23 protein-coding genes are annotated in these 21,757 nt (G+C 42.3%); 5 read left to right on the top strand and 18 right to left on the bottom strand.

What is annotated here, in order from left to right:
- Positions 1–8 precede the first annotated feature (8 nt).
- Positions 9–1,568, bottom strand: a complete 1,560-nt coding sequence (locus tag AR334_RS00485; protein ID WP_082692710.1) for a spore germination protein — start codon at positions 1,566–1,568, stop codon at positions 9–11.
- A gap of 226 nt (positions 1,569–1,794) precedes the next feature.
- Here AR334_RS00485 and AR334_RS00480 point away from each other — a divergent pair, with 226 nt between their 5' ends.
- The 3 genes from AR334_RS00480 to AR334_RS00470 are packed head-to-tail and all read left to right on the top strand — an operon-like array spanning position 1,795 to position 5,472.
- Positions 1,795–2,880: an endospore germination permease gene (locus tag AR334_RS00480; protein ID WP_066303751.1), complete on the top strand. Its 1,086-nt coding sequence runs from the start codon at positions 1,795–1,797 to the stop codon at positions 2,878–2,880.
- Entirely contained in the window at positions 2,877–4,307 is a 1,431-nt protein-coding gene (locus AR334_RS00475) for a spore germination protein (protein ID WP_066303750.1), read from the top strand. Before AR334_RS00480 ends, AR334_RS00475 begins: the two co-directional genes overlap by 4 nt.
- 1 nt (position 4,308) lies before the next feature.
- Entirely contained in the window at positions 4,309–5,472 is a 1,164-nt protein-coding gene (locus tag AR334_RS00470) for a Ger(x)C family spore germination protein (RefSeq protein ID WP_066303746.1), read from the top strand.
- A gap of 91 nt (positions 5,473–5,563) precedes the next feature.
- Here the strand turns inward: AR334_RS00470 and AR334_RS00465 are convergent, their stop codons facing one another.
- From AR334_RS00465 to AR334_RS00435, 7 genes are all read right to left on the bottom strand, one after another.
- Positions 5,564–6,646, bottom strand: a complete 1,083-nt coding sequence (locus AR334_RS00465; protein ID WP_066303741.1) for a 4Fe-4S binding protein — start codon at positions 6,644–6,646, stop codon at positions 5,564–5,566.
- A 31-nt stretch (positions 6,647–6,677) separates the two neighbouring features.
- Positions 6,678–7,481, bottom strand: a complete 804-nt coding sequence (locus tag AR334_RS00460; RefSeq protein WP_066303737.1) for a DmsC/YnfH family molybdoenzyme membrane anchor subunit — start codon at positions 7,479–7,481, stop codon at positions 6,678–6,680.
- Positions 7,481–8,044, bottom strand: coding sequence for a 4Fe-4S dicluster domain-containing protein (locus AR334_RS00455; RefSeq protein WP_066303736.1), 564 nt, complete (start codon positions 8,042–8,044; stop codon positions 7,481–7,483). Before AR334_RS00455 ends, AR334_RS00460 begins: the two co-directional genes overlap by 1 nt.
- Before the next feature lie 12 nt (positions 8,045–8,056).
- A complete protein-coding gene (locus tag AR334_RS00450) occupies positions 8,057–10,252 on the bottom strand; it encodes a molybdopterin-dependent oxidoreductase (protein ID WP_066303735.1) in 2,196 nt (731 codons plus the stop codon).
- Complete coding sequence (locus AR334_RS00445; RefSeq protein WP_066303731.1) at positions 10,246–10,866, bottom strand: molecular chaperone; 621 nt, start codon at positions 10,864–10,866, stop codon at positions 10,246–10,248. Before AR334_RS00445 ends, AR334_RS00450 begins: the two co-directional genes overlap by 7 nt.
- Complete coding sequence (locus AR334_RS00440) at positions 10,859–11,101, bottom strand: hypothetical protein (protein ID WP_066303730.1); 243 nt, start codon at positions 11,099–11,101, stop codon at positions 10,859–10,861. Before AR334_RS00440 ends, AR334_RS00445 begins: the two co-directional genes overlap by 8 nt.
- A gap of 236 nt (positions 11,102–11,337) precedes the next feature.
- The gene (locus AR334_RS00435; protein WP_066303729.1) at positions 11,338–13,392 is read right to left on the bottom strand and encodes a molybdopterin-dependent oxidoreductase; all 2,055 of its coding nucleotides are present in this window, start codon (positions 13,390–13,392) and stop codon (positions 11,338–11,340) included.
- A gap of 131 nt (positions 13,393–13,523) precedes the next feature.
- Between AR334_RS00435 and AR334_RS00430 the strand changes: the two genes are divergently transcribed.
- Together AR334_RS00430 and AR334_RS00425 are read left to right on the top strand one after the other, a co-directional pair.
- Positions 13,524–14,123, top strand: a complete 600-nt coding sequence (locus tag AR334_RS00430) for a 4Fe-4S dicluster domain-containing protein (protein WP_066303723.1) — start codon at positions 13,524–13,526, stop codon at positions 14,121–14,123.
- A complete protein-coding gene (locus AR334_RS00425) occupies positions 14,098–15,672 on the top strand; it encodes a CdaR family transcriptional regulator (protein ID WP_066303721.1) in 1,575 nt (524 codons plus the stop codon). Before AR334_RS00430 ends, AR334_RS00425 begins: the two co-directional genes overlap by 26 nt.
- Before the next feature lie 42 nt (positions 15,673–15,714).
- Here the strand turns inward: AR334_RS00425 and AR334_RS00420 are convergent, their stop codons facing one another.
- The 10 genes from AR334_RS00420 to AR334_RS00375 form a co-directional block, all read right to left on the bottom strand.
- Positions 15,715–16,041, bottom strand: coding sequence for a hypothetical protein (locus tag AR334_RS00420; RefSeq protein WP_253701137.1), 327 nt, complete (start codon positions 16,039–16,041; stop codon positions 15,715–15,717).
- A 16-nt stretch (positions 16,042–16,057) separates the two neighbouring features.
- The gene (locus tag AR334_RS00415; RefSeq protein ID WP_066303719.1) at positions 16,058–16,411 is read right to left on the bottom strand and encodes a hypothetical protein; all 354 of its coding nucleotides are present in this window, start codon (positions 16,409–16,411) and stop codon (positions 16,058–16,060) included.
- Positions 16,412–16,427: 16 nt separating this feature from the next.
- Complete coding sequence (locus AR334_RS00410; protein WP_066303716.1) at positions 16,428–16,613, bottom strand: hypothetical protein; 186 nt, start codon at positions 16,611–16,613, stop codon at positions 16,428–16,430.
- Positions 16,614–16,633: 20 nt separating this feature from the next.
- On the bottom strand, positions 16,634–17,008 hold the full coding sequence (locus AR334_RS00405) for an Hsp20/alpha crystallin family protein (protein WP_066303713.1): 375 nt from the start codon (positions 17,006–17,008) through the stop codon (positions 16,634–16,636).
- 100 nt (positions 17,009–17,108) lie between these two features.
- A complete protein-coding gene (locus tag AR334_RS00400) occupies positions 17,109–17,354 on the bottom strand; it encodes a hypothetical protein (protein WP_066303707.1) in 246 nt (81 codons plus the stop codon).
- Position 17,355: 1 nt separating this feature from the next.
- The gene (locus AR334_RS00395; RefSeq protein WP_066303703.1) at positions 17,356–17,916 is read right to left on the bottom strand and encodes a hypothetical protein; all 561 of its coding nucleotides are present in this window, start codon (positions 17,914–17,916) and stop codon (positions 17,356–17,358) included.
- Positions 17,917–18,119: 203 nt separating this feature from the next.
- Positions 18,120–18,629, bottom strand: coding sequence for a hypothetical protein (locus tag AR334_RS00390; RefSeq protein WP_066303699.1), 510 nt, complete (start codon positions 18,627–18,629; stop codon positions 18,120–18,122).
- A gap of 94 nt (positions 18,630–18,723) precedes the next feature.
- A complete protein-coding gene (locus tag AR334_RS00385) occupies positions 18,724–18,972 on the bottom strand; it encodes a hypothetical protein (RefSeq protein WP_066303696.1) in 249 nt (82 codons plus the stop codon).
- 112 nt (positions 18,973–19,084) lie between these two features.
- Positions 19,085–20,614, bottom strand: coding sequence for an NAD(P)/FAD-dependent oxidoreductase (locus AR334_RS00380; RefSeq protein ID WP_066303693.1), 1,530 nt, complete (start codon positions 20,612–20,614; stop codon positions 19,085–19,087).
- Positions 20,615–20,791: 177 nt separating this feature from the next.
- Positions 20,792–21,727: a hypothetical protein gene (locus AR334_RS00375; RefSeq protein ID WP_082692709.1), complete on the bottom strand. Its 936-nt coding sequence runs from the start codon at positions 21,725–21,727 to the stop codon at positions 20,792–20,794.
- Between the last annotated feature and the right edge of the window lie 30 nt (positions 21,728–21,757).

The raw sequence follows: 21,757 nt of genomic DNA, 5'->3' as shown, positions 1-21,757 counted from the left end.
TTCTCGCCTTAATCACCTCCATTATTGGGATCAGGCTTTAGGTTTCTTCCTTGTCTTGAAGCATTGAATTCCCCTGTCAAATGCGGCCGTTTATTCATCTTCCATAAAGGGGAACGAATAAACGTATCCTGCATGGGATGTTTTTGCAGAGTGGCGATTGGACTCAAGTAAGGAAGCCCAAAAGATCGTAGTGTTGATAAATGGATGATAATTAGGATTAACGCTAGCATGATACCAATTAATCCCAAAAAGCCTGCCAGGATGATAATCGGGAACCTTAACAATCGGATGGCGAGGCCAATCGAATAGTGTGGAACCATAAAGGAAGCAATCCCTGTTATACTCACCACAATAATCATGGGTGCCGAAACAATCCCCGCCTGAACAGCTGCCTGACCAATGACAAGTGCCCCCACGATACTAACTGCTGAACCCACCTGTTTCGGAAGACGTATTCCCGCCTCCCTCAAGGCTTCAAAGGCCATTTCAATCATAATCGCCTCCACAATCGCAGGAAATGGGACACCTTCTCTAGAGGAAGCAATACTTAGCAGCAAGTCTGTAGGAATCATTTCCTGATGAAACGTTGTAATGGCCACATACATGGATGGCAGGAATAAAGAAATGGCTAAAAAAAGAAACCTGAGCGATCTGATCGTGCTCCCCACCCAAAACCGTTCATAATAATCCTCATGCGATTGAAATAAGCTAAAAAAACTTACGGGTGCAATCAAGGAAATGGGTGTCCCTTCTATCATCAAAACGGCCCTGCCCTCTAGTAAATTAGCGGAAGCCACATCAGGACGCTCCGTATACAAAACTTGCGGAAAGGGAGAATAAGGGTTATCCTCGATGAATTGTTCAATATAGCCACTCTCTAGCACCCCGTCAATTGTAATACGATGCAGACGGTTTTCGATTTCCTCTATCAACGTTTTATCCACGATTCCCTCTATATACGAAATCACGACTTTGGTTTTTGTATATTGACCGACATGGACGGTCTTCATCTTCAAACTCGGATCTTTAATGATCCGACGCACCAAAGATATATTGACACTAATAGATTCAGTGAACCCCTCTCTCGGACCACGAATGGAGCTTTCAGCCTGTGGCTCTTCAATCGAGCGCTTTTCAAATTTTACTAAACCTAGGGAGAATGCCTGTTCAAACCCATCAAACAACAATACTGGATTCCCATGGGCGATTGCATCGATACAGGCAGAGAACGTAGAAATCCTTTTTATATTGGAAATCGGTAAGCGATTTTTTATCGAAAGAAGGAAGTCGGATTCATCAAATTCGTTTCGATCCAATAATGTATCCAGCACCTGTTGGTCCAATTTTTGTGTATCACTTAAGCCTTCTATATAGATAATGACGGCGTCAATTTCACTTACAACAAACGTACGAAAAATAACATCTGAACTTTCCTGATAGAGAGAGGAGATGAATTGAACATTCTCATTAAGCTTTTTCGATAAAGGGATGTCCTGTGATGAAGCCAGTTGTGGCGCTTGATGTTCTTTTGGTTTTTTCTTTGAAGGACGCCTTCTTATTCGAATCACTCCCTTTTCCTCCTCTCCTTCACGTCATATTTACATTTCCATATATTCTCAAAAAGTATGCAAGTAGCTTAAAAATTTGATATGGCCAGAAACAATCAGCCAACAACTCACACTGTAGTAGATCCCACCAACCCTTTTAGCAGTTTGTTTTGTTGCTATGCTATGCATAATTTGGCAGCACAGACTAAACCTAACAATAGCATGAATTTTTTTGGTGGTGTGGTGCATGCAATTTTCTCGAACTCAATTCTTTTTTGTTCTCATCCTTTTTATTGGTATTTCTAATCATGTGCTCATCATTCCTCATTTGCTGGCAACTGGAAAGCGGGATGCATGGATATGCGCCTTGGTTGCCTATGTCTTCTTACTCATATGGGGATTGATCCTTTATTTAATCATGAAAAATAATCCACAGCGACTGTGTCTTTTTGACTGGATCAAGGTACGAACTAGGGGTGGAATTTCTTTTGTTTTCATCAGCATCCTTGCAGTTTATGTTTTCACTATAAGTGCCATTTCTTTTTATGATTTGATTCAATCTGTTCATATTTATTTCCTGCCGCAAACGCCAGCCTTTGTTGTGATGCTGCCTTTTCTGTTGATTAGTGCTTGGTCAGCCTATAGTGGCCTAAAATCGATTGTCTATGTATCAGCGGTTTTATTGCCGATTGTTTGGCTGCTTGGGATTTTCGTCGCTTTGTTTACCCTTCCGGCAAAAGACTATTCCTACCTATTCCCTGTCCTTAGTAATGGCTACCACCCCATTTTTAAAGGGACCATCGTCATTCTTGGGGGAAGCGCGGATTTGCTTGTGCTGTTGCTTCTGCAGCACCATTTAAAAAAATCGTTTACCTTGGCAAACCTTTTCCTTCTCATTACGATTCTGGTTGGTTTGATTCTTGGACCCACGATGGGTTCTTTGTCCTCATTTGGTCCAACGATTGCGGCCGGTATGCGGTTCCCGGCCTTTGAACAATGGCGGCTGATCAAGTTGGGTGCCTATATTTCCCATGTTGACTTTTTAGCCGTGTTTCAATTATTAAGCGGCGAGATTATCCGCATTTCACTAGGTTTTTACCTGCTTGCGAATATGCTGAAAGCTGAAACGTCTGCTTCTAAGAAAAAGTACGTGTTTGTTCTTATTTCCATTCTTTTGGGAATATTGACATTCGTTCCACTAAGTGACATGTGGGTGCAAACAATGGTCGGCAAATTCTTTTATCCGGTTGCTCTCCTATTTGCCGTGTTCATTTCGTTGGCCTTATTGATCATTAGTTATCTGCCAATGAAGAAAGGAACCCAAAACATATGAACATGAAACGATTTGATCATGCTTTAGAAAAAGGAGCATTGTCCTGCGACGAGATGAGAAGTTTTTTTCGTCATTATGCGGATATTGCTTTTATCCCCATTGAAAAAGACGAGAAGCTTCAAGCTTTTTATTGCAAAGGAATGCTTGACTCCATACAGTTAAATGAATATTTTAACCGGATTCTTCTAAGCATCGGCAGCGAAGAACCAAGAATAGATTTTGACGTGCTTCCCCCTGTTCAGCACATAAAATGTATGAAGGAAATGGTTAATCTTGTGTTTTCAGGTTACCTGATTGTGTTTCAGGAAGGGACTCCGTTTTTTCATGTGTTTAATATTAGCAATGTGCCACAACGGAAACCGCAAGAATCGACGACAGAGGTTTCGATTAAAGGACCGAAGGATAGTTTTACCGAGGAGATGAACATAAACATTTCGTTGATTCGTAAAAGATTGAAGTCAGAACAGCTTTATTGTGAGTCCTTCACTGTTGGTTCGCTGAGTAAAACAGAGGTTTCCCTGCTTTATTTAAATGATAAAGCCAATAAAGACATCATCGAGGAAGTCAGAAAGCGGCTTGCTGACCTTCAAGGTGAAAGTGTTGTCAGCAGTGGTCAATTGGAACAATGGCTTTCTGATCGATCATTGTCTTTGTTTCCTTTATTCGATTATGTCACGCGTCCTGATTTTGTCATTGAAAGCATGCTGCGCGGAAGGTTTATTTTAATTGTAAATGGGTCCCCTTCCGTGTTAATTGGACCGATCAATTTTTTTGAGCTTCTTAAATCACCTGAGGATGTCCATTTTCCTTACCATCTTGTTCTGTTTGGGCGTATTATTCGGATTATCGGTTTCGTTGTCGCGGTTTTCCTTCCGGGTTTTTGGGTGTCGCTATCTTCTGTCAATATTGACCAACTGCCGTTTGCCCTGTTGGCTACCGTTGTTGTTTCGCGTGAAGGCTTGCCCTTGCCCATCGGTCTTGAAGCAATTTTTATTCTTGCTTTGTTTGAATTGTTAAGAGAAGCGGGAGTTCGAATGCCGACCGTTCTTGGCCAAACGGTTTCGATTGTCGGAGGTATCATTATTGGGGACGCCGCGATTCGAGCTGGACTTGCCTCCCCCACAATGATTGTGATCATTGCGTTATCAGCGGTCGCTAGCTACACGTTAGTGAATCAATCATTGGTTGGAGTGGTAAGCATCCTCCGGCTTTTCACCTTACTAGTATCGATTTTTTTAGGGATCTACGGACTTTTTATCGGCTTTCTAAGCATTCTTATCTATCTATCTACATTGGAGTCATTTAAAGTAGCCTATCTTGAACCTATAGCCTCGTTATCATACAAAGAATTTTTAGCAGCATTGTTAGTGAACCCGTTTGATCGAAAAAAATTTGGCATTTCATTTTTGCAGAAGCGGAGAAAGTAGTATGAAGCGACGTTTACTAATGGCTTTTTCTATCCTTCTTGTTCTATTACTTGTCCCGGCTTGCGGCCATGACATCGGGGAGATTGAAAATCAAAACTTTGCCACCGCCGTCGGAGTTGATTTTCGTGATGGGAAATATCATGTCTATATTCAAATGCTGGGATTGACCTCTGTAGCGAAAAGAGAAGGCGGTGCCAAAGTACCGTCTGAAGTTTATGTTTCTGAGACGAGCGGGGCAACGTTTATCGACGCCTTTTTTAAAGCCTATTATACAGCGCAGGAACGGTTTCTGTGGGCACATGTCACTGCGATTGTTTTGAGTGAGGACGCGTTGAAAAAAGGACTGGGCAGTATTTTTGATGGCTTGACGCGTTATTATGAATTCCGGCCGACTCCTTGGATTTTTGGAACAAAGGACTCCATGGTTGACATTCTCTCTACTGGCGGATTTTTTAATCAAACCTCGTTGAATACAATTTTGCATAGTCCGGAAAGTACGTATGAACAAAGCTCCACCATTCATCCGGTAAAGCTGAATCAATTCGCGCGTGAGTTTTTTGAACCTAGTTTCACCACCTACATTCCCTCGCTCACCATCAATGATAAACAATGGAAGAAAAATAAAAAGAGCGAGGGGAAATTAGCGATTAATGGAGCCTTTTTTATTGATAACCAAAAGTACAAAGGGTATTTTCCATATAAGAAATTAAAAGGTCTACGCTGGCTGACCCCGGAAACCGTTCGCGCTTCCTTACTTTTGCCAAACGGAAAAAATCCGGAATTTCTTACGGTGCTCGAAGACCAAATGGTTAGCATACACCCCGAAAAACAAAATGGAAACTTTCGCTTTACTATCGTCTACCGTGCCAATGGGATTGTGAGTAATCGCATGAAAAACAACACGATCAGCGTACGAGCGATGGATGAATTCGTAAAAAAAGGAATCATTACTGAAGTGAGGCAATTATATCAATTAGGGTTAGAACATAAGATTGATTTTTTAAACTTAGAACACCAGGTATACAGAAAACATAATACTGAATGGAAAAAGTTAAAAGATGAGAACACCTTGCTTCGTGAAGATAGCGTAAAGTCCATTGAAGCGCATATCACGCTAGAGCATTCTGGGTCATTTAAAAATCGGAAAATCAGGATTAAGGAATGAGTTTCCAGGACGCCACGGGAAATAATAAATAGGGTTAGCCCCATGTACTTGGAGTCTAACCCTAGAATTCAGACATTTATTGTCATTAACCTCAAAAAAGCACCGTTTCCCTGCCCCGTTCCATTAACAACTCGCGATTCTCTTTTTCTACCAATTTTAATTGTTGGAAATAGCAGATTTCCTCACAAAGTTTGCAGTCTACGCAATTTTCCGGATTAAGCTTGATTTGCGTGACGCCGTTCATTGTTTCTTGGATCAGTGCATCTGTGGGACAGAGAATGGAACAGGCTCCGCAAAGGGTGCAATCAGACAAGATCATGGGAAGCCGAACATTCTTACTAGCCTGCAGGTCCTTATTTTTGCGTATTTTCTCCAAAAACAGGTTTCGTTTCACCTGATAGGGGTAGGTGGATTCATTGAACACCTTTTCCATTACCCCGTTAGCTGCCTCATTCCATTCTTTTCGTATAAGGGAAGCACGATCATTCTTGAGCTTTTCCTGGTACGTTTTGATTTCGCCGGTACCAAGCGTTTCTTTCACCGCAAGCTTGTGGACGGCCTTCCATTCACTCCAAATGGAATAGAATAACGACCGCTTCCGCTGATCCAATTCGTCCATTCCCCTTGACTGCATCACGGCCGAAACGACGGATAGACGGTTGCCGCTCATCGTTTCTCCAAAAGACAATTCTCTTTGCCATACTGGTTCCCCCTGTTTTATGACACAGTCGGCGCAGCCCCCATCAGGTAGGTAAACTATCAGATTGTCACATTCCTCAAGAAAGCTAAGCCAGGCTTCTCGTGGTATGCTGCCAAGGCAGGGAACAGCGACTGCTGCCACCCCTTCCTCTTTAATCGGATATTTAGAGCAATGTAAATAAACCTGTTCGTTTTCCTTGCTGTTGTGCAAAACCGTTTGTACCAATTGCTGGAGAGAAGGCCGATTGGAGGAAAGTGCGTTAGTTGGGCAACCTGTTGCACAAATGCCACATTCCATACAAGAATCACTGACCTCAATGGTATCTTTTGTAAAAGTAATGCAGTTTGTCGGACACACTTCAACACACTGCCGGCAGGTACTTTTTGGCGATATCAACCTTGTACAAAGATTCGGCTCCATTACGAGCGCGTTTGTTTTTTTGTCAATCGCCTTTGCCCAGGTTAGAAGATTCATCCAAACCAGCCTCCTCTCATGCTATTAATCCCTACAAATGAACAGCTGTTTCGTAAAATTGCAGGCGGGCGAAAAACTCGCTGATCAAAATCAGCACGAACACCACAGAAAAGGTGATGCCTGACTGTTTTTGTTTGCCAATAGCGGTAATCGCAACAATGGCAAAGGCAATAATAAAGGTGAACAGTCGAACCCAAAAGAGGATATGCCCAGTTGCCAATCGCAAGCTCTCAGCCGCTTGCGGCAGTCCCCCTTGAAGTCCGGAAAAATAGAGCAGCATCACAATGGCCGCAGCAATGAAACCAAATAGGACAACGGTTGTTATGTTCATCGACAGCTCCCCGCGAATGACCAAGAACACCCCAACAAATAATGGACCTAATAGAATCGAAGTTAAAAAGAACATAAACATGGTCGTCATGCCGTTCCAGGCAGGAATGGCCGGTATCATATAAATCTTGGCTGAAGAGAAAATCGCAAGAAAGCCTAGGATTGCAGCGACCGCCCCAATAATGCCACGCCGGACGGGTACATCTTTAAACCAAAACCAGCTGTACAGGATGCTCATCCCGACAAAAGCACCATAAAAGGTCACTTCACGGCTGAGCCATGAGACCTTGATATTTAAAATTGCCCGATAGGCAGCAAATGGATGTCCTAAATGAAACAATGATACAAGGACGGCGATTCCGCCGATGACGACAAGTGAAAGCGAGATCAGCAATCCGGTTTTCCGTTGAATCGTGCTCTTCCGGTCAATCCACCAAAGGGTCACGAACCCGCCAACAGCAAGCTGTGATAATACTGTAAAGATGACAAGCGGCATATCATGCATTACGATGACCTCCTTGTTTGTTTCCCCGGCTTTGGTAAAATAAACTGTGTCGTTGGATGAGTAATCGAAGGGTCGGCAAATGTCGGAACGATGCTGACCCCATTTTCCGGTTGGACCTCATTATAATCGACAATTTGAATTGCCTCCAACGGACATTTTTCCACACAGATTGGCAATTGCCCTACATCCAGCCGCTCATGACACATGCTGCATTTGTCCATCTTTCTTTTGACAGGATTATAGACGGGAACTTTATAAGGACAGGCTTTTCCGCACATCTGGCAGCCAATGCACAGCTCCTGATTGTGGACGACAATCCCGTCCTCACGCTTCGTATAGGCGCCAACCGGGCAGGCTTTTTTACAGGCCGGATCGTCGCAGTGATTGCAGGCGGTGGAGACGAAGGCCCGAACTGGCGTGCCGACTAGATCCTCCGGCAATTCCGTCACTCGGCGCCGACGCATCTCCGGTTCGAGCTGGTAAAAACTTTTACACGATATTTCACAAGCGTGACAGCCGATGCACCGCTCGATATTTACTAAAAACCCAAGCTTTTTAGCCATAGTTGCTCCTCCTTACGCTTTTTCAATGTTGACAAAGTTATCGTGAAAGGCAATTCCGCGCTGCCCTTTTTGATATTCACCCATATCTTCTGCCAACGCCTTAACGGTAAAATTCTCCGTGTAATTGACGCCCTTCCACCAGCCCTCATACATAACGACAGTATCTGACGGCACCATCTTCGTTAACTTGGCAGGGAGTGTCATGTAACCTGTTTCATTGATGATTTTGACAAGATCGTTGTTCTGAATTCCCTTTTGCTTTGCCAAATCGGGATGGATTTCGAGGAACGGATGATCCTGAATTGCCATCAGCCAATCCTGATGCTGGAATTGACTATGAATCCCAAATTTCCAATGTGGCGACATACAACGAATCGGATATTCCTTAGGCGCTTTATACTCTTCCGTAAAAACAGGCAGCGGGTGATGGCCGTATTCAACCGCTTTTTTGGAATAAAATTCATATTTGCCCGATGGCGTTCTGAACTTTAAATCCTCCCAGGCTACCGTAACCTTTTCACTTGCTTTAGCCGTGCCGCCCTTTTTCCTGAGGTCTTCCCAGCTGTCAATATTAAACAATTTTTTAATGTCATCATTTAGCTCTTTTTCGACCCATTCCTTCGGGTCTCCAGAGGTTGGAAATGTACATGACTCCGGCTCGAGCTCATTTAATTTTTTCGATAAGCCCATTGCGATTTCCAAGTCGCTCTTTGTTTCATAGAGCGGTTTGATCGCTTGTTCGTTGACATTCAACCAATAATGCCAGTAGCTGACATTGATCCCGACTGACTCAAACGGGGTGGTTACCGGCAGGACGATGTCTGAATATTCCACGGTTTGGTTCATGTATAAATCGGCGGTCACGACCAAATCCATTTGGTCAAACGCTTTTTTGACAACGGTTGGTTCCGGATCCTGTGCTAGCGGGTTGCGGCAGGCAATCCACATCATCTTGATTGGCGGCTCATCCGCTGCTAGCACCTGGGCGCCGAAATTGTTCATATTCACCATACGATCCGCTTCGCCGCCGCTTCCTTCCGGTGCGCCAAAGCTCATCGTATGGTAATTGAAGCCCCATGTTTCGCCGCCAATATAGTTGACCCCGCCGCCGCGCTTGCCGATATTTCCGGTGATGGCGGCAAGAGCATCGATGGAACGGACCATGGCGCCGCCATTCACGTGGCGCTGCATGCCGAATCCAATCCAAATGTTTGCCGGTTTGGCTGTCGCGTATTCACGTGCCAGGCGTTCAATGACCGGCTGTGGCACACCGGTTTTTTTCGAGGCCCACTCCACGGTAATATTTTTGTTCACATAGGCCAAGAATTCGGAGAAACCAATCGAATTTTGGTCGACCCAATCCTTGTCATATAATTGATGATCGAAGATATAGCGGATCATCCCAAGCGCGAGTGCTCCATCTGTACTAGCTTTAATCTGGATGTATTCATCGGCTTTTGAGGCCGTCTGCGTAATTAGCGGGTCAATCACGACAAGCTTTGTCCCGAGCTCCTTCGCCTGCTCAATAAAATACATCGAGTGCGCTGAGGTCCAGGCTGGATTTGCTCCCCATAGGATAATATAGTCAGCGTCGAGAAAATGCTCCGGATCACTATTATAGGCGACCCCCATATCAAAACCTTGTGCATCAGAACCGGCAGGATCACATGGGGTCCCCTGGGCGCGAGTGGTGTAGCCGATGCTCGACATCATTCCTTCTGTTGCGTAGTTTAAGATGTTGAAGTTGCCGGAATATTTATTTAAACAAATCGGCAGGGTGCTGCCGTATTCCTTTTTGATTTCCAAAATCTTTTTGGCAATGATGGTGTAGGCTTCATCCCAGCTGATCCGTTCCCACTTGCCGCTTCCCCGGCCCTTTTGCCTCATTGGATATTTAATCCGGTCAGGTGAATAGACGACTCGGGGATACGTATTTCCCTTTACACAAAGGCGCCCTTTCGTATAAGTGTTGTTTTCATTACCGGTGATAAAGGTAATTCTGCCGTCCTCAACGGTCGTTAAAATCGAACATGTATCATAGCAGTTTCGCGGGCAAGCATTATAAAATTGCTGCACTTTTCCGTTTGTTTTCGCCGCCGCTTTCGGAACGAGCCCCTTTTGACTGCCGGCTGCCCCCAGTCCCAAGAGGGCTGTTAATGAAGCGGAACCTTTTAAGAAATTTCGGCGTGTAATCGATTCGTTTAGCATAAGGCGGCCTCCTCTTGTTTCAATAACATTGTTTCCTGCTGTAAAAATCCTCTCAAAAAATAAGCAAATGCCAAGGTCAATCCATTTTGGCTATGCTCCTCAATCCTTCGACAATGAGCCTCATACCATTTCAAGAGATGGTTGTGCAAAAACAGCTGAAGGATATCCTTCTTCTCCTCAAATCTGAATAAATGCAGAATAAATTCCAATTCAAATTGAAGATGATCATCAGGGTACTGCCCCTCCCTGTCTACCTGCAAGCCTTCATGATAATAGAAGTTGCGAACCTTTAATGTCTCTGCCTGCATCACTGTGCCTTCGATATTTGTGTAGCTCGACTCATAAGGAGAAGCCAATAGTTTATTCGGGCCGACAAACAGCCGGTTATAATCAAATTGAAATGTTTCCAATGATTGATTGTTGATGGTTTCGAGCAGGTTTATCGCTTTTGCTCCCCAATCATTCTGGCTTAGGCTCGGCTTGCTTGATAAAAACGCGGCAACTGTCGCCCATTCTCCAACTGTTAAATTCTGCAGATCGCCCCGATAGTAATGCCAAAGAAGCTGGTAAATCTCGAATCGCTCCTGCTGCTTGTCGATACCGTGTTTATTCATGGGATTCGCCCTCTTTTTCGGACAAAATTTCTTGCTGCAGCTTTTCGAATTCGGCTTTTTCCTCTTCAGTTAATTTCATTTCCTCTTTTACAACGGGATTCGGGTCACCCGTATAATTTTCATTAGGGAAGGATTGGATTTTCGATTTTACATCCTCATTTGCCTGCTCGTTGCAGCCGGTCAGTGAAGCTGCGAATACGACGCTAAGTAGGAGAAATAGAAACTTTTTTATCATCGTTTTTACTCCCTTCTGGATTGTGCCTTCAGCATACCATGTTAAGAAGTGAGCAAATGTAGAAGTGTTTACAGACTTTTGCGGCCGTTGGTGTAAAAACAATCAAACCGAAGCTCTTGTCACTTTTTGTTCAATATTTTACAATATTTTCGCCACATTTTTCTAGAAAAAAGAAAAAGTATGGACATTGTTTCAGCTACTGTTCCTTCCAGGAACTGAAATAAGTCCATACTTTTTTAAATCAATTTTTCAATATTCACGTACAGATCATTGAGTGCATTTCCGTTCCCACCGGTGACTTTTTTCCCCATGTCCGCAGGAATAAAGCTGACCAGCTGATTAACCAGAGGATGATTTGGATGTATGACAAGTGTGTGATACTCTAAATCCTCCGAGTATTTGGCGCGAATCGTAATTTGTCCATGGGCATTGAACAGCTTAACTAGTGAATTTGATTGAATCCCTTTGTCCTTAGCCAACGCAGGATGCAAATAGATGCATGGCTCCGGATTGATTTGCTTATAGGAAAACAGGTTTTGAAATTGCGAATTGATCCGGAAAGGTTCATGATTTAATAGGAGAATATAGGGATACTCCCGCGATTTTTTCTCCTTAGGTAACGCCATCCCAATGGGTGAAAGCTGTTCAGCTTCTGCCTGTGTTGAAAATAACTCCATTTTTCCTGAAGGCGTTTTGAACTCCAGGGATTCCCAAGCGGTTTTCGGGAGATTCACCCTCCGTGGGCCACCGGTCACTAATTCCCGCCAATGTTGGATTTGCAATGCTTCGTAAAATTCATCGGTAAATTCCTGGTCAATGAATTCCTCATCACTCATGTCGGTTGGAAACGCACTGAAATTCTCCTCATAGCTATTTAACCGTTGGGACAGCATCCGGGCTATTTCCAGCTCGCTCTTGCTTTCATAGTAAGGACTGATGGCCGGCTGGTTGATGCTGATCCAATGGTGCCAATAACTGGCCATCACATCCCACTCCTCAAATTGAGTGGTTGCGGGCAAAACAATATCGGAAAAAACCGCCGTCTCCGTTAAAAAATGATCAAGCGTCACAATGAGCTCCAATTGTTGCAGAGATTGCTTGAGTTTTTCGACATTCCCGCTTTGGGTGAGCAGATTTCGGCTCGTAATCCACAGAAATTTAACGGGAGGATCCTGATGTCTTTGCAGTTCATTGGCAAAATCATTGAAATCAAGCGGTCGAACCCCTGCCGGTTTTTCCTTATCATGTGGCAAATGGTTCAGAATGCTGTAGCTGAATTTCCAGCTCGCCCGTTGTCCAAATTGGACACCGCTCCCTTTCCGGCCCAGATTCCCGGTGATGGCGGCAAGGGCATTGATGGCCCGAATATTTTGCCCGCCATTTTGGTGGCGCTGCATACCAAAGCCTGCCCAAATATAGGCTGGTTTATTTTTCGTAAGCTGCTCGGCCAAGAATTGGATCACTTCCATCGTTTGGCCGCATTGATGGAGCGCCTCCTCCATGGAACAGTCATTTAGGTATTCGGTCAACACTGTCCAGCCATGGGTATAGTTACGGATAAATTCAGCGTCATACAGGTTATGCTCCAACACATACTTGGCAACCGCAAGTGCCAGCGCTCCGTCACTGCGAGGCTTAATCTGGATATAGGCATCTGATTTCTTTGCCGTCTCTGTGTAGACTGGATCAATCGTAATCACCTTCGCCCCTTGCTGCCGGGCCGCAATGATATATGGCATCGAATGAATCGAGGTCCAAACTGGATTAATTCCCCATAAGATAATCGCTTTTGCATGACGAACATCCGATATATCGGATGTGTGATGTTCGCCGAAATCATAATAAAGTGCATCCATCCCCGGGGCCCAGCATGGATTGCCGATGGCCCGGGAGGTTTCCCCTAATCCGTTAAAGAAGCCCTCCATTGCATGATGCAGGACGCCCATATTCCCGGAATATTTATTTAACGCTAATGAAAGATGCGAACCATAGCGTTTATTGAGCTCAATGATTTTTTTTGCAATGAGATTAATGGCCTCCGTCCAAGAGATTCGCTGCCAGTTCCCGCTCCCCCGCGGTACTTGCATCATGGGATATTTCAGCCGTTCGGGATGGTAAACATGCTGCAAATAATTAAACCCTTTGGCACAAAGAAGCCCGTTTGTGTAGCCATGCTGCGGATCGCCGGAAACCTTTTTTAATCGGCCATTTACAGAATACCCCAACATGCTGCAGGCACTATAGCAATTTCGGGGACAAACATGGCGGGTGATCGTGTACATCTTGTCCATGGGGTAACCTCCTTCCGACGATAAATTGTTAAAAACTTGTACGATGTTAGGCAACTCAGCTTGGTAAAAACTATTTATACTAAGTATAAAGTGAAAACTTATTTATTTGAGACTAAAAAGGTGAGCATTTTATGAAACAACTCGGTTTTCTTGTCCATGTTGAAAAATGTTTAGGATGTCGCTCCTGCGAATTCTCCTGTAAAAATGAACATGGCTATGATGATACATTTCGCAGAAAAATCCATGATGTTCCTGGTGTTGTGACTGCTGGGCACAGTTTTCATCATTTTTCAATGGCCTGCAACCATTGCCAAAATCCGGCTTGCCTTGCTGTTTGTCCGGAAAGCTGTATTAAAAAGAAGCCGAACGGGATTGTTTTGATTGACCAAGCCAAGTGTTCAGGATGCGGAAAATGCGTGACGGCCTGTCCCTTTTATGCGATCGCAATCAACCCGATTACGGCCAAAGCAGATAAGTGCAATATGTGCTACGAGCGCCAAATGAATAATAAATTGCCCATTTGCGTCTCGGCCTGTCCGGTTAAAGCACTTGAAATCATCGATATTCTTGATCCAAGTAATGCCGATTATGAAAAAGCTGTACATGGCTTTGAAATGAAAAAAGTGACCAACCCTTCCATTCGCTTTCGGACTCGAAAGGAAGAGACCCAGCATTTTTGGAGCTGCACAGAAGGAGGAAACGATCATGTTGGTGTTTCAGGAAATCGTTAGCTCCTCCCCCTTTGACCAAGCGGAAATTATCGCTGGGTGGAAAGGCAAGGACAGATTTATTGCGCAGGCTGCCGCCCCAACCGATGCGTTGGAGGCAGCTAGCCTATTATTGTTGCCCAAGGCCGGCGACGCACAATTGCAGTTGCCTGAATACCTTCCTCAGCCAAACGTTCAAGGAATCCTTTTTTATGGTAATGAAGAGCTAATCCTTTCTCCAGCGATTTTACAAATGGCTGAAACCATTGGTAAGCCAATCTTAACTGTAACAGTCTCCAATCCGGACAGTTTGAAAAAAGCAATCGCGGACCTGCAGCAGCTTAAATCGATGGGATTTTTCCATCTGGTTTGGGAACGTTCAGCGAATTATTGGCTTCAATTAGGACAAAGGCGGGGTCTAATTGGACTTTTATCCAAATTGGGCGCCATCATTGGCGAAGAGATCAACTTATTGAATCAACATTTTTATAGGAGGAACTGGAAAGGGACATCAGGCCCGGAGGAACAATTAATAGACCTTCAAGCAAGCTATTATCAGGAAGCAAAATCACGGACTGATGTTTTTTTCATGCTTAAGGCCGGTTCCGAGGAGGTTCTCCTGTTTCGACTCCAATCAGAGGAACAGCTTTATGGGTTTATTTTCATTCCAATCCGGCCGGGCATGATGCTCGACGTATCGATTGAGCAGCTGACAAATGCCATTCCTGCTCTTATTTCTTTGTTAAAAAGTGAAGAAGCGGTCCTTCGTGCTCATCAATCCTACAAAGAACAATTTCTTACGAATCTTTTATACAACAATATTGAATCCGAGCAGACGCTGCTCTCGCTAGGCAGGCAGTGGGGCTGGGACTTCACGAAGTCAACTCAGTTAATGGCAGTGCGAATGAATGTGACTGCCGCATTTACGGGCGGAAAAATCGATCAAAATCAGATCATCAGTCAAATTCGTTCAATTGTACAGGCAAATTTTCACACGCTTATCGCCTTTCCGATTCAAGGGTTCATTGTCCTGATTGTGTTTGACTCGCCTGCCATTACGGGAAAAAGTCAAAAGGAGTATATGGTTTCGCTGGCTGAAAAAATCCACCATAGTCTCAAGACTGCCTTTTCGGGGATTGACTTCCAGATTGGCCTGGGCCGTCAGTATCCATCAAATATGGAATGCTTTCGAAGTTTTTATGAGGCGAAAGTGGCATTGGAGCTCGGGAAATATGAAACGAAGCAACGGTCTGTGCTCCATTTTGAGGATATCGGCATCGCAAGGCTGCTGGCCAACATTCATAATGATATTTTGCACGATTATTATCAAGAAACGTTGGGTGAATTAATTAGAATGGATCAAGAGAATGAGGATTTCTATCTTGAAACAGTAGAAGCGTTCTTCACAAATAATGCCGACATAAATGCAACAGCCGAACAGCTGTTTATTCATCCCAACACATTGAGAAAACGGATTAAAAAAATCGAATCCCTGCTAAAGGTTGATTTTAATCTTTTAGATGACCTTGTGAAAATCGATGTAGCCATAAAAATTATGAAAATGCTGAAATGAGTTTGTTTAACAAAATGGAGGTCAAATGGCGAACAGTGACTGTCACTGTTCGCTATTTTCTTCACTCTCTTCTTCAATCGTAAGTTCAGCGTTTAACATCTCATCTTGAATCTTTTCTAATGCCTGTCCATTTGGCTGGTGCTCCAATAAATCATAATGGAAGATATCACTAATCGCATTCTCATCGATGGATGCTAAAATTTCGTGAATATCATTGTGGTCGCCCGTTATTGAGCCAAATCCTTGGGTTTGTTTCTTATAATTAACAAAACCGCTTGGAAGATTGTTTCCTAGATTTACACAGGAGGCACCCTCCACCGTCCCGATTGAAATCGAACCAATAAAAAAAGCGGGGGAAAAACGTTTCACGATCAACATCCTTTCCCTACAGTATTGTATAGGACACTGGCTTTCCGTTTATGTTTATTTGAATATCGTCCCTTTGTTCTGTTTCTTGCTGCTGTGGCTTCTTTTGAACAGCTGGATTTTTAGGGATTTTCTTGGGATGAACATGGGGAGAGAAGGTATTCCCGAGGTTTAACATGCCGCTTAACTCTTTTATATCCAACTTTTCAAGCTGGAATGCCAGTTCCTCAATGTTTAAATGTTGTAGATGAAGATCTTTCACGTCCATTTTGACAATGACGGATGGATTGCTTTTATCCTGGATGGATTTCTCAAGTGTGCTAATCTTTTGGAACAGTTCATCCATTTTTTTTAGTATATTTTCTTGGTCCATCAATCTCCATTCCCTTTTACGAGTGTTTCTCTATGAATCCCGCATTCGATTGGACTTTATTTTTCTTTCCTTTAATGGTTCCAAAACCTTCATTTACAACTACTTCGTTTTTTCTACTTTTTATGATGTTTGTTCCCACAAATAAACCGGAAGAGTTATTTATTTCGTTAATTTTTAATGAACCGTACTTAATGGATGTCATGATCATTCTCCTCTTTATTTTTAAAAAAATGGGATGGATATTTCTAGTATTCCCCTTTCAAAAATAGCTTGAAGCTGTTCCAAATGACATTCTTCCGGAATGGGTACTTCTCTTCGAAAAGAACCGTAGTACCGTTCGCTGCTTATCACTTTGATCTTATCATCCATATATTCTTGGTTAATATGTCCTTCAATGATTAAAGTGCCACTCATTCGTTTTACTGAGATGTCCTCTTTCTTGGCTCCAGCCAGTTCCATAGCAAGTATGAAGTTTCGGTTTGATTTATATATATCCAACCTGGGTTCTACAAATGGTGAGATTTCATGCAATAATTCGGAGAAATCGTCTCCTAACATCTGTTTGACATGAGAACGCATCTGAGGCTTTATTCCCATTGAATCCCCCCTGAACAGCTAGTCTTTAATTAACCATATGTATTATTTAGAAAGGACATGCCAAAAAATAAAAATAGGCCAGGCACTTTAACATGTAAACTTAAAGTGTCTGCGCCTGAGCACTAGGTACAACATCTGGATCAATCATATTTCCATCATTTAGATCATTATCAATAATCGGGTTGTTATTTAGGATATTTGTGATGATTCCACTTTGCTGAGCAAATCCGTTGTTCGTCTTTCTGTGTGCGGACCAACCGGTTAATTGGTTTTCTCCAACCGATACGTCAGAGTTTGTATCTTGATGGTTTATATTAATGGCTCCGATTACGATACTAATCGCCACATCATTCACCTCTCATTTGAGTAGGATTTTGATTTTGAAGCTTATCGCCAATTGGCGCATCAATCACATCATTATCAATGACAATATTGGTATTGGATGCGAGCTGACTAATCCCAGTCGTTCTGCCTGTTCCTTCGTTAGTTTTCCTGTGCGCACTCCATCCATTTAGAAGGTTCTCTCCAACTGTAACAGCTGAATTTGTAAATAAACTGTTTACGTTTATTTCCTTAATATCAATTAGTTTTTGTACATCTTCGTATTCATTGATGATTGTGATTGCTTCATTTTCTGTTGGGGTGTCCATTTTTTGTTTATCTTTCCATCCATCCATGTACGTCACTGCATGACTTTCTATTGGTGTGTCAATGACATCGTTATCGATTACTAAGCTAAACGTATCGGTAACTTGTGAATGATGCAATGTACCAAAACCGTGATTCGTTTTTTGATGGGAAGACCAGTTATTTGCATAATTGATTCCAATAAATACTCCAGATGATGTATCAATAGAATTTACATTAATTCCCTTAATTATAAAGTTGTTCATGATTCTTCGCTGCATCTTTATCTCACACTCTCATGTATTATTCATTAACTGACCTGTCTCCCAAATGCTGATTGGCTTAAGTAAATGGGCAATTTCTTATAATAAAATATGTTTATGTATATGTCTTTGTTCTTGCCTTTTTGGGGACGTACTCTAGAGGTGATCACTAAGGAAGATAATAAAAAACCTTCCAAAAAAGGATCCCTGGAAGGTTGAAATCATTCTTTTTCAATGCTTGCAATCTTGATATCACGATCATCCATGATGGCATCGACCTGATCCTGATCATTAGTTAAATTGATATTACCCATTAGCTGATTTTGATTCCCAGTTATGTTACCGTGGTTTGTATTTTGCTTTTGATTTCCTTCAATCCCATTCACATGACCTTTGCCAACGAATAATGCGCTGCTTGGCAGCATGGCATTAACATTTAGACTTTTAAGGTTTAAATTTGTTGTATTGTTTTCACCATTTGAATTCTCAATAGCAATGTGAATGTCCCGATCATCAATTGGAGTATCTACGATGTCGGGGTCAATTAGGATCGATATATTGTGAGATAGTACATTAGATTGTCCGCCGATACTTCCGATTACGCTGTTTTGCTTGCCATGAGCACTCCAACCTATGGCAGTGTTTTGCTCCCCGATAAAAATACCACATTGTCTCTCCATTGTTTGGACATGAATGTTACCCGTAAAATTAAAATTTGTAGTCTTAACCATTCTTGGTTCACCACTTTAGTTCATTATTCATGAAGCTTATTGATTTAATTTATGTTACTGAATCTTGAGTAGTTCACTTGCTAAAAACCATTGTTTATATAGTCACTCCTGAGGCAGGCTTGAAATCCTGGTCAAAGATTACCCCGTCCACGATTTCAAAACTATCTGCAACATTATTTATATTCCCGGCATTAATGGTGTTAATACCGTATATTCCCCCCTGGTTTAGATTTTGTTTCCTGTTAGCATCCATCCCATTGACAATCCCTTCGCCAATAAAAATGGCGGAACTAGGTTGAGGAGAATTTATGTTTAATAATCCTACATTAATAACCGAAGGCACGTGCATTTCCTCCTATTCTCCCGGTACTTTTCATTATATTATGTTCACCCAATAAACTATGGAACTTCAAATTGATACCCCATGAAGGGCTTAAGCTGAATATACCTTCGCCTTATTTAATGACGGATTTGAAATGGTCTGTGAATTCCTTCTTCAAATCGATTCCGTCACCTTTTAGGATCTCTTTGGCCAGATAATAGCCGCTGGCCATAACCCCTGCCACACCAAAACCTGGAAAAACCCATTGTCCAACCAAATATAAATTTTTTATATCCGTCGTCTGTTTTATAAATTTCCCATACTCTTTCTCTTCTACTGACCATCCCATAAAAGAACCATGCTGGCTGTATGTGTATCTTTCATAAGTAATGGGAGTAGATAACTCATGATGTTCAAGGGCATTTATAAAGTCATTGCCCAAGTGATTTTTTATTCGGCATAAGATATTTTCTTCAACTCGATTCTTATGCTCCCTATACGCCTCCCCACGCACCTTTCCTTCTTCCGTTTTCCAGTTGTCTCCGTAACTGTATGGGAGCGGAATTAGCGCTATAATGGGTCTATATCGGTCTCCATCCCGTTTAGGATAAATGTTCATGACAATCGGAACATTTTCATCCGTATATTCTTCTGGCTGTTTCTGATAATCTTTTCTTCCAGTCATGGTGATACACTCCACTTTCCCAAAATTATACTGGTCATTGATAGCCATAAACAGAGCACAGATGGAGGGGAAGATTTTTTTATCCGCCATCTTCCGGTGCATCTTTTTCACGTATTTTTCTTCTGTCTTAATCCAGTTATAGGTATACTGTGGCGATGCATTGCTGATTACCTTTCCATAATATTCGTTCCCAGTCTTTGTCCTGACACCATAGGCCATTCCATCTTCAACTAGAATTTCTGTTACTTCATTATTCAGCTTCAGTTCCCCACCCATCCTGATGAGGCTTTTGACCACGGCATTGGGAATCGCCTGCATGCCAGCTTTAGGATATTCGTTGTTGCTGAACACCCCCCACTGATAAGCAAACGCCATAAACACCATCGGATAGGGGCAATAGGAGTAAATAGCAGATTTCAGTTCGTCACAATCGGTAAATTGATCGAGTATTTTCTTCGCATCTTTATTGCCATATTTCATAAAAATTGGTTTCTGTTTTTTGGACTTTATTCCAAACCGAATTAGCTCTAACAAATTCATATCATAAGGGGGTTCTGGCGCTTCCGTTCCTGAAAACATTTCCTGATTGATTGTTTCCATTATGCCAAAAAGCTTCTCAACATCCGCTTCATACCCCGAAAATTCTCTTTTAAAATCATCTTTTATGCTCCCATGCTTAAATACGTGTTTTTCCCCGTCGATATAACAGTGCATATCTCCATGGCATGGAATGGTGTCGATGGGTGGTGCGCCCCAGTATTCCAAGAACTGCGGGATTGATTGATTTTCCTTTAATTCATAAAGTCCATGAATCCCCAAATCGAAATGAACGTCTTTTCTGGAAAAAGACGTCACCAGTCCTCCCGGCACCGTATGCTTTTCCAACACCAACACTTTTTTGTTATGCTTAGCGAGAAAATTGGCAGCACTTAACCCTCCCATTCCTGCGCCAATGATGATGAAATCATATTTTTCCATCGTTTTCACCACACTTATTATATGGTTATAGCAACCCCTCAAAGATTGCTTAAACGGGCCTTTATTTCTATTTTATAACAAGTATGGAAATCGATTGTGTCTTGTTGGTGAACAATTCGAAAAGGTTTGCCAATGGGCTTCAAGCAAATAGTGACTCGAGTTTCTTTACTATCACGTTTATTTTTTCAGACATTTGATAGGGTCAATTTTGATGGAATCCCAGTTTCCTAGAGAATCCTTTTTATATTGAGAAATTAATACATCTGTATCATTTGTTAATTGATAAAAGATAAATCGATAATCGGCTCCATCCGTACCAATAAAATCAATAGTCTTGACGTACCCATCTTGTTTAGTAGGTAACTGTTTTTTTATTAATTTGCACCATTCTCCATACATAATCGCAACAACTGCTTCCGCATCATGCTGCCAAAGATGATAGGGGGCACATAGGAAGTCCTCTCCGTACAATTTCATCTGGTCAATTTTATACTGGTTTTGAACTTTTTTTAATTGGACATAGCCGTAATAATATGCAAAATAGGTGACACCTCTTGATGAACCTTCGATGCTTTCAAGCTCAATGAAATAAGGAACAATGTCTTTTTCATAAGGTAGTCTGTTCATCTTAATTAAATTTAGATGTCCAATTCCAGCAAACGATTGAAGATATTCATGATAGGAAACCCTTTTGTGATAGTCTTTAGTAAAAAAGTTATAAGCTATTGGATAGGGGAACTTTGCCATGCCCACAGTTCCGCATCCACCCAACTGGTTTTGAGTGAGGTTTTCTGCCTCTCTTAAAATACTAAAGTAGTATAAAACAGTTTCATCAGGAGTCCGAGTTAATGTTGCAGGGAGTTTAATTTCTTTGAAGTCTTTTTCATAATAGGGATCAAAAAATTGGCTGTTCTTAACGAGGGTATTTTTAATAGGGAGGGAGGAAGGACGAAAGTATTTTTCAGCATCTCTGTTCCTTATTAACGAAGTTTGGGTTCGTTCAACTGGTTGTCCAAATATTTGCGGTTCGTATTGAGCTCCCATAACGAGAGTCATTTTTTTTCTGGAATCATGATTGAACGTCCGATTTATCCATTTTCTAAATTGTTTCAATTTGACTCCCCCTTCGGAGAATATACTGTT

Origin of the sequence: Bacillus sp. FJAT-29814, assembly GCF_001510715.1 — a bacterium.
Taxonomy (GTDB): domain Bacteria; phylum Bacillota; class Bacilli; order Bacillales; family Cytobacillaceae; genus Neobacillus.
Note: the sequence above shows the minus strand (reverse complement) of the source record. Positions and strands in the feature narration are given on the sequence as shown.